11 protein-coding genes are annotated in these 17,513 nt (G+C 60.5%); 7 read left to right on the top strand and 4 right to left on the bottom strand.

Annotated features, from left to right (window positions below; translation table 11 throughout):
• Positions 1-63 precede the first annotated feature (63 nt).
• The 4 genes from BGE01nite_RS01375 (at position 64) to BGE01nite_RS01360 (ending at position 7,279) form a co-directional block, all read left to right on the top strand.
• Positions 64-522, top strand: coding sequence for a hypothetical protein (locus BGE01nite_RS01375; RefSeq protein ID WP_146848457.1), 459 nt, complete (start codon positions 64-66; stop codon positions 520-522).
• A 183-nt stretch (positions 523-705) separates the two neighbouring features.
• On the top strand, positions 706-5,151 hold the full coding sequence (locus tag BGE01nite_RS01370) for a DUF1800 family protein (protein WP_170266516.1): 4,446 nt from the start codon (positions 706-708) through the stop codon (positions 5,149-5,151).
• 32 nt (positions 5,152-5,183) lie between these two features.
• Positions 5,184-6,698 (top strand): DUF1501 domain-containing protein, encoded by a 1,515-nt coding sequence (locus BGE01nite_RS01365; protein ID WP_146848455.1) that lies wholly within the window; start codon positions 5,184-5,186, stop codon positions 6,696-6,698.
• A complete protein-coding gene (locus tag BGE01nite_RS01360; RefSeq protein WP_146848454.1) occupies positions 6,695-7,279 on the top strand; it encodes a hypothetical protein in 585 nt (194 codons plus the stop codon). Before BGE01nite_RS01365 ends, BGE01nite_RS01360 begins: the two co-directional genes overlap by 4 nt.
• A gap of 210 nt (positions 7,280-7,489) precedes the next feature.
• Here BGE01nite_RS01360 and ilvD read toward each other — a convergent pair whose 3' ends face one another.
• Entirely contained in the window at positions 7,490-9,211 is a 1,722-nt protein-coding gene (ilvD, locus tag BGE01nite_RS01355; RefSeq protein ID WP_146848453.1) for a dihydroxy-acid dehydratase, read from the bottom strand.
• A 251-nt stretch (positions 9,212-9,462) separates the two neighbouring features.
• On the opposite strand from ilvD, the gene BGE01nite_RS01350 reads away from it, so the two are divergent.
• From BGE01nite_RS01350 to BGE01nite_RS01340, 3 genes are all read left to right on the top strand, one after another.
• Positions 9,463-10,245 carry a sulfite exporter TauE/SafE family protein gene (locus tag BGE01nite_RS01350; protein WP_146848452.1) on the top strand — a complete coding sequence of 261 codons (783 nt, stop codon included), beginning with the start codon at positions 9,463-9,465 and terminating at the stop codon, positions 10,243-10,245.
• Positions 10,242-10,679 (top strand): rhodanese-like domain-containing protein, encoded by a 438-nt coding sequence (locus tag BGE01nite_RS01345; RefSeq protein WP_146848451.1) that lies wholly within the window; start codon positions 10,242-10,244, stop codon positions 10,677-10,679. Before BGE01nite_RS01350 ends, BGE01nite_RS01345 begins: the two co-directional genes overlap by 4 nt.
• Positions 10,680-10,806: 127 nt before the next feature.
• The gene (locus tag BGE01nite_RS01340) at positions 10,807-12,087 is read left to right on the top strand and encodes a PQQ-binding-like beta-propeller repeat protein (protein ID WP_146848450.1); all 1,281 of its coding nucleotides are present in this window, start codon (positions 10,807-10,809) and stop codon (positions 12,085-12,087) included.
• 81 nt (positions 12,088-12,168) lie between these two features.
• Here the strand turns inward: BGE01nite_RS01340 and BGE01nite_RS01335 are convergent, their stop codons facing one another.
• The 3 genes from BGE01nite_RS01335 to BGE01nite_RS01325 all read right to left on the bottom strand — a co-directional run bounded on the left by BGE01nite_RS01335 (position 12,169) and on the right by BGE01nite_RS01325 (position 17,409).
• On the bottom strand, positions 12,169-12,972 hold the full coding sequence (locus BGE01nite_RS01335) for a hypothetical protein (RefSeq protein WP_146848449.1): 804 nt from the start codon (positions 12,970-12,972) through the stop codon (positions 12,169-12,171).
• Positions 12,973-12,991: 19 nt separating this feature from the next.
• On the bottom strand, positions 12,992-13,873 hold the full coding sequence (locus BGE01nite_RS01330; RefSeq protein ID WP_146848448.1) for a hypothetical protein: 882 nt from the start codon (positions 13,871-13,873) through the stop codon (positions 12,992-12,994).
• Between the two features lie 281 nt (positions 13,874-14,154).
• Entirely contained in the window at positions 14,155-17,409 is a 3,255-nt protein-coding gene (locus tag BGE01nite_RS01325) for a PSD1 and planctomycete cytochrome C domain-containing protein (RefSeq protein ID WP_146848447.1), read from the bottom strand.
• Positions 17,410-17,513 lie beyond the last annotated feature (104 nt).

Below are 17,513 nucleotides of genomic sequence, written 5' to 3'. Positions count from 1 at the left end.
GAAGGCCAGTTCCACATGATTATGTCTGATCTTCCTCGGAATCATCTTCAAACACCTCCCCCCATGAACACCCTGCAAAAGGCCATCGCCCGCGAGTTGCTGCTTGAGCAAATGCTTCAGGATTCTCATCCGGCACCGGTCACCTCATGGATGAAACTGGACGAGTTCAAGAAGAGCCTGCGGAAGCTCGCGCCCGACTATGAAGTGCTGATCCTGACTCCGAGCCAGCCGCTTCAATCGCTTTCTGGCCGCCCGGTGCAGCTGTGTGTCACTCCTTTGAAACAGCAGGTGCGGGCTCCCTTTCAGATTCGCATCTCCGGCACCTTTTCCTTTCAGGGCAGGCTGCCAGGCCAGATCGATTTTCGCCCTGCTTCCATCAGCATCTCCAGCACCAAAGGTGCCCCTTCGCACGATGAGTTCCGCAGCGAGACGGAGAGCGCGAATGATGTCATCGCGCATGTGCATCACATCCTCAGCATCCTCCGGCATGACGAGCAGTCCAAGGTCGTGCTGAGCGCCTGACCTAACCAACAACACTTTCGGATTCGCCACCCACCCCGGCCACCGACCAGCATCCGCATGCTGGAGGCACCCACGAGCCCGGCGCGCATCCTCCCCGCCCACCAGCGACCGCTGGAGGCACCTGATCGACCGACCCTTCACTCAAGGAGGGCAGTCCATGTCCACACCCTTGCATTAGCAACCATGAAATCAGTCCACCCAAAGCGGTCCTTGCTGGCCGCATTCATCCTCCCAGCGATTGCGCTGACGACGGCAACCTCACTCGCCGCGACTTATGAGTCCGGCGTGCTCACCAACAACCAGCCGAATGCCACCACGTGGCGGACGGTGAACTTCGCCAGTCCCTTCAGCACGGCTCCCGTGGTCGTGCTGGGGACCAAGACCTACAACGATGCGGAGGCCGTGACCACGCGAGTGCGCAACGTCACCACCACCAGCTTCCAGTATCAACTGGACGAGTGGGACTACCTCGACGGAGTGCATGGCAGCGAGAGTGTGCATTATCTGGCGCTCGAGCCTGGAACGCACACTCTCGGTGGCGTGACCTGGCGTGCGGGCCGAACCACAAGTGTGACTAACACCGAGCAGACGGCAGCCTTCGGCATCACCTTCGGGGCTGCTCCCGTGGTGCTGGCCCAGGCGGAATCCGTGGTGAATGCGAAGGCGCTGACCACCCGTGTGCGCAATGTGACGACCACCGGTTTCGGCCTGAAGCTGCAAGCGCAGGAGGGGGACACTGCCACGCTGTCTGGCGAGTCCGTGGGCTGGATCGCGATCGCGACCGGCACGGGCACGCTCGATGGTGCTGCCTTCAAAGTGGCGAAGACGGGAGCGAGCGTGACCCATGCCTGGAGCACGTTGGCCTTCGGTGCCACCTACCGGCAGCCGCTGTTCTTCGCGCAGGCACTGACGCAGAACGGTGGTGATCCCATCACCATTCGCCAGCGCAATCTGACCAACACAGGTGCGGAGATCTTCCTGCAGGAAGAGCAGTCCAGCGCCACTGAGACGAACCACGCCGCTGAGGATGTGGGTTACCTCGTGCTCGGTGAGTCGCTCGGTGAGCTGCGATCCAAGCTGGAAGTCGGCGAGCTGGTGCACACGCAGACGAATGCAACCACCTGGACACCGGTGACCTTTGCGAAGACCTACACCACACCCGTGGTGGTCTTTGGCCCGCTGACCCAGAACAATGGCCAGCCTGCGGCAGTGCGTGTACGCAATGTGACGACCACCGGCTTTGAGTATCAGGTGGACCGCTGGGACTACCTCGGTGGTGCGCATCCGGAAGAGACTCTGCACTACATCGTGGGTGAGCAGGGTAACTATGTGATCGGCGGCCTGCGCTGGCAGTTCAACCGTGTGACCGGTGTGACGAACACCGCTGCTGCACGCACCTTTGCGGAAGCCTTCACCGCAGCGCCTGTGGTGCTCGGCCAAGTGGCGACCACGGCTGAGACGAGCGCTGTGATCGAGCGCATCTACAATGTGACGAGCACCGGTTTCACCCTGAAGCTGGATGAAGAAGAGGCGGCGAATCAAACGCATGCCGGCGAGACCGTGCACTACCTGGCGGTTGAGAAAGGCAGCGGACGTCTGGTGTCTAACCAATTCCTCTTCGAGGCCAATGCCACCACAGCTTCCGTGACGGATGCTTTCACGGCGGTGAACTTCACCCGCAAGCTGGCGGATGCCTTCTTGCTCGCCGATTTCCAGACCCGCAATGAAGTCGACCCTGTGGTGCCACGTCAGCGCAATCTGGCTCACAACAAAGTGGACCTGCGCGCGCAGGATGAAGTCTCGCTGAATGCTGAGACCACGCATGCTGCCGAGAGCGCGGGCTATCTCGCGATCGCTGGCGCGGTCGACCTTGATGAGGATGGTCTCCCGGATTCCTGGGAAGTGGCGAACGGGCTGAGCCCCTCCAACGCGACGGATGCCACGCTGGATCCAGATGGAGACGGCATCACAAACATCAATGAGTATGCCTACAGCACGAATCCGAACAGCTTTGACAGCGGCGGCACCATCACGGTGACACCTCTGGTGGCGGATGGCTTCGAACTGGAAGGCACTGCGGCGAAGTTCCGCATCAACCGCACAGGCGGCACGGTGCCAGTGACCGTGAACTTCACGCTCAGCGGCCGTGCCACGATCACCACGGACTATCTGGTGCAGAACAACAGCGGCGGTGCGCTCAGCGGTGGCATCACCATCGGCTTCAATGCCGCTTCCAATGATGTGGTCATTGTTCCGGTCACGGACTCAGTGAATGAGTATCCTGAAACCGTGAACCTCACGCTGAGCACTAACAGCAAGTATGTTCTCGGATCGCCCGGCGTGGCCACGGTGAACGTCAACGATGCCTCGCACATCGCGGCGAACGAGCAGCTCTTCGTCGCCTTCCTGACGAAACAGGGATCGGCCAACACCTTTGCTTCTGGCATTGCCACACTCTACCTGAATGGTCCGAAGAATGCAGCCCGTGTGAACCTCAGCTTCAGCGGCCTGACCTCAAACCAGACCAATGCCTACATCCGCTATGGCGTGACCTCCGGTGTCGGACCTGAGCTGCGGCCCACGCTGCCGATCGGCCAGGTGACGAACGAAACCTGGAGCCTCACTCAAGTCGGCGCGATCACCGGCCAGGATCAGATCGAAGGTCTCTTCCAAAACGGTGGCAAGTGGGTGTATCTGAACATCGGCACGGGCAACTATCCCGCAGGTGAGATCACTGGCATCTTCTCACGCCAGACTGGCTCCACGGGCTTCACAGCTCCGCCAGCGCCACCGTCTCTGCCAACACTCACGGGTGATGCGCTGACACGCGATGTGGCTCGCTTCCTCACCCAGGCGACCTATGGCCCAACCCAGGCCGAGATCACCGCGCTGGTGAATGCCATCAACACCACGCACAGCGGCAACCGCATCGCGGGATACAATGCCTGGATCGATGCGCAGTTCGCGCTCGATCAGACGAAGCTGCTCGACTACACCCAGGCGGCGGACGCGGAAGAGTGGGATCTGCGCGGCACTTCCCCCAGTAACTTCGTGAACAACGAGGAGCCTCGTCATCACAACCGCCGCCGCGCCTGGTGGCTGATCTCCACGAAGGCGCATGACCAGCTGCGTCAGCGCGTGGCCTTTGCGCTGAGCCAGATCCTGGTCACCTCGGAAGAACTGACCACGCTGCGTCAGCGCCACTACGGTCTGGCAAACTACTATGACCTCCTCGCCACACGTGCAGATGGCAACTACCGCACGCTGCTCGAAGAGGTGAGCAAGAGCCCCATCCAGGGCAAGTATCTCAGCCACCTGCAGAACCAGAAGACGGTGCTCGATGGTCAGGGCAATGTGCTCTTCAGCCCGGATGAAAACTATGCTCGTGAGATCCTGCAGCTCTTCTCCATCGGTCTCGTGGCCCGTCATCCCGACGGCACCCTGAAGCTGGGCTCCGATGGTCTGCCGATCCAGACCTACAGCAACAATGACATCACGAACCTGGCCCGTGTCTTCACTGGCTGGAGCTTCAGCAAGAAGCATGGCAGCGCGGGCAATGGGTATCCTGTGGAGGACAACACGAACTTCTTCCAGGGCAATGGCCCCGCCTACTTCCAGGCTTCATGGACGAATCCGCTGAAGAACTTCGCCGCCTATCATGACACCGCCGCGAAAACGGTGCTCGGCAGCAACATCGCCGCTGGTCTGAATGGCCAGCAGGATCTCACCGCCGCGCTCGACATCATCTTCGCTCATCCGAACATCGCGCCGTTCATCAGCCGCCTGCTCATCCAGCGTCTGGTGACCTCGAACCCGAGCAATGGCTACATCTACCGTGTGGCTCAGAAGTTTGAGGACAATGGCAGCGGAGTGCGTGGCAATCTGAAGGCCGTCGTTCGCGCCATCCTCACGGATTATGAAGCCCGCAGCCTCGATGTGATCAGCAATGTTGGTTACGGCAAGCAGAAGGAGCCAATCATCCGCTACGTGCAGCTTTTGCGCGCCGTGGGTGCCACCTCGGACATCCCGCTGACCTCGCTCTCCAGCTTTGGTTATCCTGCCGCGCAGCTCAATAACTTCCCGACTGGCACCACCCGTTATCGCTTCGGTGACACGGATGCCACGCTGGGCCAGACACCGCAGGCCGCGCCGAGCGTGTTCAACTGGTTCCTGCCGGACTTCAACCCAGGTGGTGATGTGGCCGCGGCAGGCCTGGTGGCTCCAGAACTGCAGCTCAGCACGGAAACGAGCGTGGTGCGTGTGATCAACTATCACTACACACAGACGCATGTGGACAACGGCCAGAACGGCAATCCGCTCTTCGGTGCCACCGATGCGCTGGAGGACAACATCAAGCTGGACCGCACGGCCTTCGTGCAGCTCTACGACAGCGAGATCACCAATGGCAAGACCGTCACCGAGGCGCTGACCACGGTGCTGGACCAGCTGGATGTGGTGCTCACCTCCGGCAATCTGAAGGAACGCTACGCGTCCGCAGCCACGCCAAATCCGCGCAGCATCATCCTGGAGGCGGTGTCCACGCTGCCAGGCCCGCCCACCAGCGCCGCACGGGTGAAGGAGCTGCTCTACCTGCTCGTGGCCTCGCCGGAATACATCCATCAAAAGTAACTGCCCCAGGAAACCTCTACCTAACAACGATTATGAAACACAATGACTTTGAGCTCGCCTCCTCACGCCGCCGCTTTCTCCGGCAGTCCGCCTGCTCGGCCCTGGGCATCACCGGTGTGGTGAACACCCTGGCCCACCTCCGCCTCGTCAACTCAGCGCTCGCCCAGGCGGGTCCGCTGGCAGACTACAAGGCCCTGGTGGTGCTCTTCCTCTTCGGAGGGAATGACTCGAACAACCTGCTGGTGCCGCAGAAGAATCATCCTGCCTATGCCGACTACAAGAGCGGCCGTGGTGTGCTGAAGATTCTGGATCCGACGGACTCTGCCTATGTGGCGGGCCAGCCTGCCTCCCTGCCGCTCACCTCGAGCAGCGGTGACTATGGGGTGCATCCGGCGGCCACGGGTTTGCAGCAGCTCTTCAACTCGGGTGAGCTGGCCTTTGTGGCCAATGTGGGCACGCTGCTGTATCCGACCACACGGGCGCAGTTCCAGGCAGGCTCGGTGCCGCTGCCGCCGCAGCTCTTCTCCCACTCGGACCAGCAGGTCCAGTGGCAGAGCTCCGTGCCTGACCAGCCCTTCAGCAGCGGCTGGGGAGGCCGCGTGGCGGATCTGCTGGCCTCTCAAGGTTATGCAGATGGACAGGTCTCACTCTCCGTGAGTCTGGCCGGCATCAACAGCCTGCAGGTGGGTCACAATGAGATTCAGTATGCCGTGACAACGGCGGGCGCGGTGCCGCTGGAGGGTTATGGTCCGAATGCCACACCCTACAGCAATGCGCTGAACACGGATGGCAGCTACAAAACGACCCTGCAAGGCAAGCGCCTGAAGGCCTTTGATGACATCACGAACTACACCTTCCAGCATCTGCTGGAAAGTGATCACGCCAATGTGGTGAAGCGCTCCCGGGCCAATGAGGCTTTGGTGGGCGCGGCCTTCACTGAAGCGGCGACGAGTGGTGTGGACTTTGATGCGCAGTTCATCAATGCGCAGACGAATCTGGGAGACCAGCTCAAGACCATCGCCAAGCTCATTGCCGGACGAAACACGCTGAACAACAAGCGGCAGATCTTCTTTGCCAGCATTGGTGGCTTCGACACGCATCAGGATCAGATCGATGCGCAAACGAACCTCATCGGCGAGCTCAGTGGCGCGCTGCAGGCTTTCAGCAACACGCTAATTGCCCTGGGGGTGAATGACAGTGTGACCACGGTCACTCACTCTGATTTCACCCGCACGCTGACTCCGAATGGCACAGATCCGAACACTGCAGGCTCTGACCATGGTTGGGGCGGTCATCAGATCGTGCTCGGGGGCGCGGTGAATGGCGGCCAGGTCTATGGATCCTTCCCAAGCCTGAAGCTCGGCCAGGACCAGGATGCCGGCACGAGCAATCGTGGACGGTGGATTCCGACCACGGCGGTGGATCAATACGCGGCTGTGCCAGCCAAATGGTTAGGCGTCAGCAATGCACTGCTACCGGACATCTTCCCGAACCTGGGGCGCTTCAATGATCCCTTCGGTGGCTCTGCCAACCTCGGCTTCCTATGAGCCATTCCCGCCAGCAGTTCGCCTTCACCTGGCGAAAAGGCATCCTCGCGGTCGTCGTGCTGACGGCCGCGGTGGTGACCTGGATCTGGCAGCTCGCGTCCGGTCCATCCCTCGGGGTGGACCGGACCTTTGCCGGTCTGTTTTCCACCACGCCGGTCAAACCTGCGTTGCTGCGTCCAAATGTACCTGTGGGTGATGCGACCGTGCTGCATGCGGATGCCCAGGGGAAAGTGCAGCTCCAGGAACTGGTGGAGGTCAGCCGGCAGCTCAATGCGCCGGACAGCACCATCGAGCATGACTTTGAGGTTCTGCATCTGCTGCTGGATGCCTTCCGCCAGTCCAACGGCGGCGCGCCTCCGATCAGCGGAGAGAACGTGGAGGTCGTGGAGCAGCTTCGCGGGCAGAATGCGGCCAAGGTGACTTACATCGCGGCGGATCATTCCGCGATCGATGATGGTGGTCGGCTGCTGGATCGCTGGGGCACGCCCTTCTTCTTTCATCCGCTGAGCCGAGACAACTGGCAGATCCGTTCTGCGGGAAAGGACCGGCAGTTCTTCACTTCCGATGATGCCATTCAGTGAGAAGTGAGGAACCAGCCTAACTAAAAAGACAAATTTCCCTGGCCGGTATGCCAGGGCGAGTGGGGTGCACGACCGACGGATGACGCAGAGCATCCGTCGGTCGTCTTTTGTCATTCGTTTTGAGAACCAGTCCGTCACGAAACAAAAACCTCCGAGAGCCGTGAGGCCCTCGGAGGTAATGATTTGTGAATCAACCGATGGTTAGGCGCTTTACAGGCCCATGTCGGTCACAGCGCCATGGCTTGCGTCGCTGGAGAGCTTCGCATACTTGGCCAGCACGCCATGCGTGTAGCGTGGCTTGGGCTGCTTCCACTTGGCGAGGCGGTCCTTGAGCTCCTTGGCAGGAATGCCGAGGGTGATCTCACGGCTGACGGCATCGATGGTGATGGGGTCGCCGTTTTTAATGACGGCGATGGGGCCGCCAACGAAGGCCTCTGGAGTGACGTGACCGACGACGAAGCCGTGGCTGCCGCCGCTGAAGCGACCATCGGTGATGAAGGCGACTTCCTTGCCGAGGCCTTTGCCCATGATGGCGGAGGTGGGGGAGAGCATCTCACGCATGCCGGGGCCGCCTTTCGGGCCTTCGCGGCGGACAACGACGACGTGGCCACTCTTGACCTTGTCATTGAGGATGGCCTGCAACGCAGCTTCCTCGGACTCGAACACGATGGCCTTGCCGACGAACTTGAGACCTTCCTTGCCGGTGATCTTGCCGACGGCGCCGCCAGGGCAGAGATTGCCTTTGAAGATGACGAGATGGCTGTCCTTCTTGATCGGGTCGCTGAGCGGACGGACGATGGTCTGGGTCTTGGGCCAGAAGATTTTGGAGTTCTTCATGTTCTCACGCATCGTCTTGCCGGTGACGGTGAGGCAGTCGCCATTCATGAGGCCTTCCTCGATGAGCAGGCGCATGAGCGGGACGGTGCCGCCGATCTTCACGAGGTCGTTCATGAAGTATTTGCCGCTCGGACGGAGGTCCGCGAGCACGGGGGTCTTCTTGCCGATGCGGACGAAGTCCTCGATGCCAAGCTTGATGCCGGTGCTGTGCGCGGCGGCGATGAGGTGCAGCACGGCATTGGTGGAACCGCCGAGCGTGATGATGAGGGTGATGGCGTTCTCAAACGCTTCCTTCGTCATGATGTCCCGTGGCGTGATGCCGCGCTTGATCATGTTCATGACGGCAGCGCCGGCATCGAAGCAGTCGATGAGCTTCTCATTGGAGACGGCGGCCTGGGCACCGGAGTTTGGCAGGGACATGCCCATGGCCTCGATGGCGCTGGCCATGGTGTTGGCGGTGTACATGCCGCCGCAGGAGCCTTCACCAGGGATGGAGTGCTCTTCGATGTCGATGAGTTCCTTGTCGGTGATCTGGCAGTTGGCGCGCTTGCCGACGGCTTCAAAGACGGTGACGATGTCCGCGTCTTTTTTCTCCACGCCGACGCAACCTGGAAGGATGGTGCCGCCATAAACAAAGACGCTGGGGCGGTTCATGCGGCCCATGACCATGATGCAGCCGGGCATGTTCTTGTCACAACCGCCGATGGCGACGTAGCCGTCCATGCCTTCGCAACCGACGACGGTTTCGATGGAGTCGGCGATGACCTCACGGGAGACGAGGGAGTACTTCATACCCTCCGTGCCCATGGAGATGCCATCGGAAATGGTGATGGTGTTGAAGATGACGCTCTTGCCACCGGCAGCGTCCACGCCCTTCGCAGCTTCCTTGGCGAGACGGTCGATGTGCATGTTGCACGGGGTGACCATGCTCCAGGTGCTGGCGATGCCGATCTTGTTCTTCTTGAAGTCCTCACGCTTGAAGCCCACAGCATGAAGCATGGCGCGGCTGGCTGCGCGCTCCACTCCGTCCACGACGGCAGAGCTGTGTTTGCGGTGAAGGGACAATGGGGTTTTGGATGCTGCTTTCTTGGCCATGATGGGTGGACTTTTAACCTGCCTTCGCTTCCCCAGGACGCAAGAAGGGAGTGATGGGGGCTGGGGAAGACGCGGAGACACGGAGAGGGGAAGACACGGAGAGGGTGGTGATGGGTTTTGGTAGAAAAATTTAGGGGTAGAAAGATTGGGGCTTTTTGGGGTCTGCGCTGTGCTCGACAATTTTGGCAGTATCTTCGATGTGGCGGAGTTAGGGTTTGGCAGGCAAGGTCCCCTGCCCTTTCAACCTGCCTATGACCCACCTCGAGCTTCTTGCGCTTGTCGCTGCCGGCTGCACGGCGGGGGCGATCAATGCGGTGGCGGGTGGCGGGACGCTGCTGACCTTTCCGGTGCTGCTGATGTGCGGCACGCCGCCAGTGCTGGCGAATGCGACGAGCACGGTGGGGCTGGTGATTGGCACCGCAGGCAGCATTGTGAGTTTTCGCGGTCACTTGAAGGCGATCCGCGAGCTGCTGTGGCAGTTTGTGCCGGTGTGTCTGGTCGGTGCGGCCATCGGGAGCTGGCTGCTGACGAAGACGAATGATGACCAGTTTTCGAAGCTGGTGCCCTTCCTGGTACTGTTTGCGACGGTGCTGTTTTGTCTGCAGAACGTGTTGCGGAAGTATTCGCGCAATCATGCGGCGGAGAGTGTTTCGAAAGCGGCGTGGTTCTCCTTGGCACTGCAACTGCCGGTGGCGATTTACGGCGCGTTCTTTGGCGCGGGGATCGGCATTCTGATGCTGGCGTCGTTTGGCTTCATGGGCATGACGAACATCCATGAGATGAATGCGATGAAGAACCTGCTGGGCTCGCTGATCAATGTGATCGCGGCGACGTGGTTCATCGCGGCGGGGATGGTGAGCTGGCCGCAGGCACTGGCGCTGACGAGCGGGGCGCTGGTGGGTTACTACCTCGGCGCGCATTTTTCACAGCGCATCGCCCCGCAGCGGGTGCGGCATTTGATCACCTTCATCGGGCTGACGATCTCGGCGATCATGTTCTGGCGGCAGTTTGGGCCAATGAGCGCTGGCGGTTGAGATCGATTTCCTTCATGTTCCGCCGCATGGTCTGGCTCGTCCCACTGTTTGTGGCCGCTATCGTCGGATGGTTCATCTATGAGTCTGTATGGGATGCCGCCTTGTTCCGTGCGGAGCCAGGGCGGGTCTGTGCCAACCTTGACGCCACGCAATCCGTCGAATGGTTGCGCGAGCACCCAGACACCCAGGTGCTGGACGTACGCTCAGCGCGGGAGTTCTCCGGTGGAGCGGTGCCGGGAGCGGTCAATGTTTCCACAGGAAGCGAGGACTTCGACCAACAAGTCAGTGCTTTAGACCGCCACAAACCCGTGCTCGTCTACTGCGCGGGGGGCTATCGCAGCCGCAAAGCGGTGGAGAAACTCAAGGCACTCGGTTTTGAAAACATCCAGCACATGCACCGCGGCTACCTGTGGTGGCGGAGGGTGGCCAACTAGAGCCTCAGCATATATATGCCTCGGATAGCATGTTTGGTTGGGGCGAGGATTTCATTTGTCCACGGATGCGTGCGAGCAAGACTGGGAGGCTCCGTCTCGTTAGGAAAATCTCATACCACCCTCCTCCATGATCCGTTCCTCGCTTCTTCTCGCCAGTGGCTCGCTGCTCGCCGCGGCCAGTCTTTCCGCCCAAACCGCCGCCCCTGCTGAATGGGGGAAGTTTCGCGGCCCTAACAACGACGGCACGGCCCCTGTGCTGAAGGTGGCGAACTGGAAGAGCGCCAAGGTGAAGACCCTGTGGAAGGCTGACACACCCGCGGGCTTCAGCTCTTTCGCGGTCGCAGGTGCCAAGGCTTACACGATCGTCACGGGTGAAACCGATGGCAACGTGGGCGAGGTGCTGGTCTGCCTGGACGTGAAGAACGGCAAGGAAGTCTGGAAGAAGCCGCTGACTGTGATCAACAAGTATGACGGCGGTGGTGATGCCGGTGCCAACGACAACAAGGGCGGTGATGGCCCGCGCTCCTCCCCGGTGGTGGATGGTGGCAAGGTGTATGCGATCGATGCGAACCTCGGCGTGTTCTGCTTTGATGCAGCCACGGGCAAACCCGTGTGGAACCGTGATGTGATGAAGGACAACGCCGGAGTGCAGATCAAGTGGCAGAACGCCGCGTCTCCTGTCATCGATGGCAATGTGCTCATGATGTGCGGTGGTGGTTCCGGCCAGGCGCTGCTGGGTCTCGACAAGAACAGCGGCGAGATCATCTGGAAGGGCGAGGACGACAAGATGACCCACGCCACGCCGGTCATCGCGGACATCCATGGCATTCATCAGTGCATCTTCTTCACGCAGACAGGCCTCGTGGCCGTGACGCCTGCGGATGGCAAGGTGCTTTGGCGGGCCCCCTTCCCCTTTAAAGTTTCGACTGCGGCCAGCCCGGTTGTTTATGAGGACATCGTGTATTGCTCCGCTGGTTACGGCGTGGGTGCCGGTGCCTTCAAGATCAGCAAGAGCGGCAGCGGTCTGAGCGCTGAGCAGATCTGGCGTCGCGAGAACGAGTGCTTCAACCACTGGAGCACGCCTGTCGTCAAAGATGGCTATCTCTACGGCATGTTCAGCTTCAAGGAATACGGCAACGGCCCCCTGGCCTGCGTGGACATCAAGACCGGCGAGGACAAGTGGAAGGAAGGCGGCTTCGGCCCTGGCCAGGTCATCCTCTCTGGTGACAAGATCATCGCCCTCAGCGACAAGGGTGAAGTGGTGGTCGTCGAGGCCAAGCCTGACAAATACACCGAGCTGAAGCGCGATGACGTGCTCGGCGGCAAGGTGTGGAGCTACCCGGTGCTGGCGTATAACCATCTGTTTGCTCGTAGCACGACCGAGGGTGTGTGCCTGGAGTTTCAGTGAGTGATCGGTTACATCCCTTAAAGTGAATCAATCAAAAGCCCGGAGCGTGAAGCTCCGGGCTTTTTGTTAGACCTCGCCTGCCTACCTATACACTCCCGTGTAAGGATCGGCAGGGGCCTCGATCGGGATGCCGGGAGTCGGAATGCGCTGGGGAAAGGGAATGTTCAGCTTTACCTCCAGCTTCTTGAGGTCGTCGAGCAAGGTGGCGCTGACCCGCTTCTTCTGGTAGAAAGCGGAGAGCATGTCATACGCTTTGCGCCATTTGGCGGGGTCCGGGGTCAGCGAATACTGGTGGGCCGCAAAGCGTGCGTAGCGCTCGTTTCGACTGAGACGAAACACCTGCAGATAAGCCTCGGCGGCAAGAGTGGCTTCACGTGGGTTCTCGGTTCGGTTCGCGTAGATGTCCCCAAGAGTGCTCCACAGGCGGGCGCTCTCCGGCGTGAACTGCAGGCCCCTTTTCAGGATATCAATGCCCCGCTGGACATGCTCTTTGTAGAGTGAGGTGCGGACATCGGTCTCGATCTTCTCATCGTAGAGGTAGGCCGAGGCGGCGTTGTAAGCCATGTGCCAGGCGGCTTCGTCCCAGTAGTTTTCATAGCGTGGCTGCAGGTTGGTGGTGAGCTGCATGAGGCTGTCCACCTTGGCCCAGTTCACATTCTCCCATTCACGATAAGCGCGAAGGTAGCTGATCGTGGCCACCAACGAGCGCAGGCCGCCCAGCGAAGCCGCAAAGCCCATCTGGCTGAGGTTGTCCCGCAGGCCCAGGCTCAGAGGCGCGCTGAGCAGGCCGGTAGTGCGGTAGTAGTGCGTGACATACTGCTCCATGGGCAGGCGGACTGCGCCGAGGAGCAGGAGCACGATGAGAGCCTGGAGCTTCCGTTTCATGTCGTCAGAGCAGATCCAGTCAAAGTTCTTTCTCCACGAAGAGCAGATGAGAGACCACGGAGTAACCCACGAGATAGGTGGCGGTGATGCCGGCCATCATGCCAAAGGCCGCGAGCGTCACGAGCTCGCCATTGATGACGTTGTCGATGATGTCGAAGACGGCCATGTCCGGTGTCACAACGGCCAGAAGCGCGGACAAGACTTTCTTGACCACACCTCCCTGCCCGGTGAAAAAGTATTCGCGGATCAGCCCCTGGCCATGTCCGGCGATGGTGACGAAGAAGGAGATCACAATCGTGAACAAGGTGCTGCTGGCAAAGCAGGAGATCATCAGCGTCAGGGCCGTGATCACTGCGGCTTTGAAGAAGATAGCCACCACACCGAGGTGCAGGTTCCAGGTGAGTCCCTGCTTCCCCACAAAAGCATTCAACTGCGCGATGGCTTCCGGAGTGGCTGCACCTTCCTGCTGAAGCGCGGAAACGGACTGTGTCAGAACAAATGACTGCCGCAGCCACAGCACACCGCTGAAGGCGATGTCCATGATGAGCAGTCCGGCGCCGATGAGAATGAGCACCCCGAAGAGCTTGCCGAGCAGGTATTCAAAGCGTGGCACGGGCTTGGAGAGGATGGTGTAGAGCGTGCGGTCCTCAAGATCACGCGGCAGCAGAAGCGCGGTGGCGCAGACGGCGATGACGATGCTGAAGAGCTGCAGCGCGCCGAAAGAGACGTCTTTGAGCAGCTTCAGCTGCTGCTCAGGGTTCATCACCGGGAAGGCGAAGCCGGCGGCCACGACGATGACGCAGAAGATCAGCAGAAAGGCCATGATCTTCATCCGCAGGAGCTGGGTCACCGTGGCGGTGGCCAGGGTCCAGATGCGGGAGAGGGAGAAAGACGGGGTCATGCGGGGGGTGATGACAAACAAGAGTAGGTGAAGGTTCAAGCGGACAGGCGGGGTGTTGTCAATCTTGGGAGAATAACAGAGCCTTAAACCAGACAGGATGATTAGGGGCAGGATGATTTTTCTGGAAGCTTCATCGTGGATGACCTTGAGTTCTGCGGACTCTAGGGAAGATCGGGATGCAACCCCATTGGAATGGGGTTGTACGTGGGGAGCAGTCGTACCACCCCATTCCGATGGGGTGGAGTGGGGGAGTCCTGGTGAGTTGGAAGTGACAGGAGCAGTCAGTTTCGCATCACGGTCTCATCCAGGTTCAGAACCAAGTTGGCCATGAGGGTCCAGGAGGCGGTTTCAATGGGTGATGCAATGCCTTTGGGCTTGGATTCGCCGGTGTGGATGGCTTTTTCGGCGGCGGCGGGGTCGGCTTTGTAGAGTTCGCGCTGCTTGAGGAGGGCGGCGGTGAGCATGGTGGATTCCTGGGCATCGGGATCACGGCTGAGGACCGTGCGGAAGAGCCAGTTCAAGCGTGCGGCGTCGTCTTTGCCACCTTCTTGGAGCGTGCGCTCAGCCAAGGCACGGGCGGCTTCAAAATGCTGCACGTCGTTCATGAGCTGAAGGGCCTGCAAGGGGGTGTTGCTGCGCTCGCGGCGGGTGCAGCTTTGCTCGCGGTTCGGTGCGTCAAAATTGCTCATGAAGGGCGGTGGGGCGGTGCGCTTCAGGAAGCTGTAGAGGCTGCGGCGATAGAGCGACGGGCCGTGATCCTGGAGGTAGTAGCGGGTGTTGCTATCGCCATAACCCACGGGTTCCCAGATGTTTGGCGGCTGATAGGTGCGCACGCCGCGGCCACCGACTTCAAGGTTGATGAGGCCGCTAACGAAGAGCGCGTTGTCACGGATCTGCTCGGCATCCAGACGGATGCGCGGGCCACGTGCGAGCAGGCGGTTTTCGGGGTCGGTGTAGAACGGGTTTTCCAACCCGTTGTCTGAACCGCTACCGGAACGAGTTGGAAAACTCGTTTTACAGTCCTGGCGGAAGGCTTGGGTCATGAGGAGCTCTTTGATGAGCCTTTTGATGTCCCAACCGCTCTTTTGGAAACTGACGGCGAGGTAGTCGAGCAGCTCGGCGTGGCTCGGGGGTTCGCTCTGCGAGCCAAAATCATGACTGGTCTTCACGAGGCCGATGCCAAAAATCTGCTGCCAGAAGCGGTTCACGGTCACGCGTGAGGTGAGAGGATGCTCGGGTGCCACGAGCCACTTGGCGAGATCAAGGCGTGAAGCTCTTTCGGTGCTTTGAGCGAGCTTGGGCAGGAAGGCGGGTGTGGAGGGGACGACTTTATCGCCTAACTTATTATACTGACCGCGCATGGCAACGAAGGTTTCGCGTGGAGTCTCCATGTCACGAAAGACGAAGGTGCCGGAGATGGCATAGTCTGCGGTGGAGCGTGCGACCTTCGCGGCTTCCCAGGTTTTGCGCTTGGTGGCGATGTCCTCATTCGCTGGATGTGCAATGCGGGCGAGGTAGAAGCCCAGTAGTGCCTCACGCTCTTTGTCGATCGTGGGCTGGGCTTCGCGCTTGGCGGCTGCTACAGCCTTGGCTTCTTCCTCCGGAGTCAGCGGGGCGGCGGGTTTCGGTGCTTTGGCCCGCACATCGGCAATATGGAGCTTGGTGTGCTTGGCTGGATCGGTGGTCAGGGGCTTGAGCAGGTCAGCGGGCACATCGGCTGAGACTTTCTTGCCGCTGCTCACGGCTTTCCACCAGAGGCTGAAGGAGGCGAGAGTGTCTTCCGACTTTCGTAGATTGCCCGTGAGTGTGCACAGGTCCCAGGCGACGATGCCGCCATACTGCTGGATGGAGAGAGTGCTGATGCGCGAACCAACTTTAAGTTCAAGAACGGAGGGGTCGAAGCTGAGCTGCGTCCAGGTGCCGGGTTTTGGCAGAGGTCCGGCATGAGTCACCTGGGTGATGGGGCCGGCAGGGATGTCTGCGAGGGCATTTTCTTCGCCCCAAAACACGCGGCGACCGCCGCTGACGATGCTGAGCACACGCGGCGGGCTCTGCGGATCTGTGCGTGCCCAGACGCTGATGCGCGGGGACTCGGGCACGGTCAGCGGTGTGAGGGCCAGGGTGATCACGTCTTCCATCAACTGGCCGCCGGTGTGGGTGAGCACGCGGCTGCCGGACTTGGTGCCGTAGTCGGGTGCAGAGACCCAGGCGCTGGGGTTGCGGGAGGTGTTGCGCACGTCAGTGCCGATGGGGAAGGCATCGTCAAAAAGGACCTGCGTGGAGGGTTGCGGCTCAGGGGCTGGCTTGAGCGTGGCGGGATCGGCGTAGGCGACGTTTTGCGCGGAGGCATCGAGAGCCTTCAAGGCCTCTGCTTCAGCCTGGATGGCGGCTTCCAGCGTCTTTTGCTGGTTGTCCTTCGGCAGTCTTTGGAAGGGTTCCGTGGTGGCGATGTTCTTGTCCATCGCGGGATCGGCGCCGCTGTAGAAGAAGGCGTAGAGCGAGTAGAACTCAGCGGTAGTCAGAGGATCGTATTTATGATCATGACACTGCGCACAACCTCCGGTTAGGCCCATCCAGGCGGTGGTGAGTGTGGAGGCACGATCAATCGCATAGAGATGACGATACTCTTCATCAATGGCACCGCCCTCGCTGGTGGTGACGTTGCAGCGGGAGAAGCCGGTGGCGGTGATTTGATCGGTCGTGGCATTCGGCAGCAAGTCACCGGCAAGCTGCCAGACGGTGAATTGATCGAAGGGCAGGTTCGCATTGAAGGCACGCACGACCCAGTCGCGATAGGCCCACATGGTGCGTTCGTTGTCGAGATGCAGGCCGTGGGTGTCGGCATAACGTGCGACGTCCAGCCAGTGCTTCGCCATCTCCTCGCCATAGCGTGGGGACTGCATGTAGCGGTCGACCATGGCTTCATAAGCTTTCGGTGAGGTGTCTTTGAGGAAGGCATCGACCTCGGCGAGAGTGGGCGGCAGGCCGGTGAGGGTGAAGGCGACGCGGCGGATGAGGGTTTCCTTGGGGGCTTCGTCGGCGAAGTTCAGGCGGTCCTGATTTTGGCGAGCGGCGAGGAAGGCATCGATGGGCGAGTTTGACGGGGCTTGTGCCGATGGAATCGGGGGCAGGGCAGGGGACTCGAAGGCCCAGTGCTTCTGGTAGGTGGCGCCTTGCTCGATCCAGCGCTTGAGGGTGTCCTTCTGGGCCTGGGTGAGCTTTTTGTGCGAGTCCTTCGGCGGCATGAGGTCGTCCTCATCCGTGGTGATGATGCGCTGCCAGACCTCGCTTTTGGTTAGGTCGCCAGGTTTGATGGGGAAGATGCCGTCGGTTTCTGTGAAGGCGCCTTCGGGGGTGTCGAGACGGAGATCGGCCTCGCGCTTTTTGGAGTCGAAGCCGTGGCAGGCGAAGCAGTTTTCAGAGAGGATGGGCCGGATGTCACGGTTGAAGGTTGGCTTGTCCTGGGCTGAGGCTGGCACTGTTGCCAGGGTGGCAGCGGTCAGGAGGAAGATGAGCGTTGGGCGGTGGGGAGACATCTGGGGCAGGTCAGGGGAGAGATAACGCTTTTCGGACCCTCACTCCTTCCGCTGCTGTTCAGTCTAACAACACCTGTGGAAGCCGCGTGGAAGGCCGCCGGACA

It is taken from the genome of Prosthecobacter gellanilyticus, assembly GCF_007992435.1.
GTDB classification, from domain to species: domain Bacteria; phylum Verrucomicrobiota; class Verrucomicrobiia; order Verrucomicrobiales; family Verrucomicrobiaceae; genus Prosthecobacter; species Prosthecobacter gellanilyticus.
Note: the sequence above shows the minus strand (reverse complement) of the source record. Positions and strands in the feature narration are given on the sequence as shown.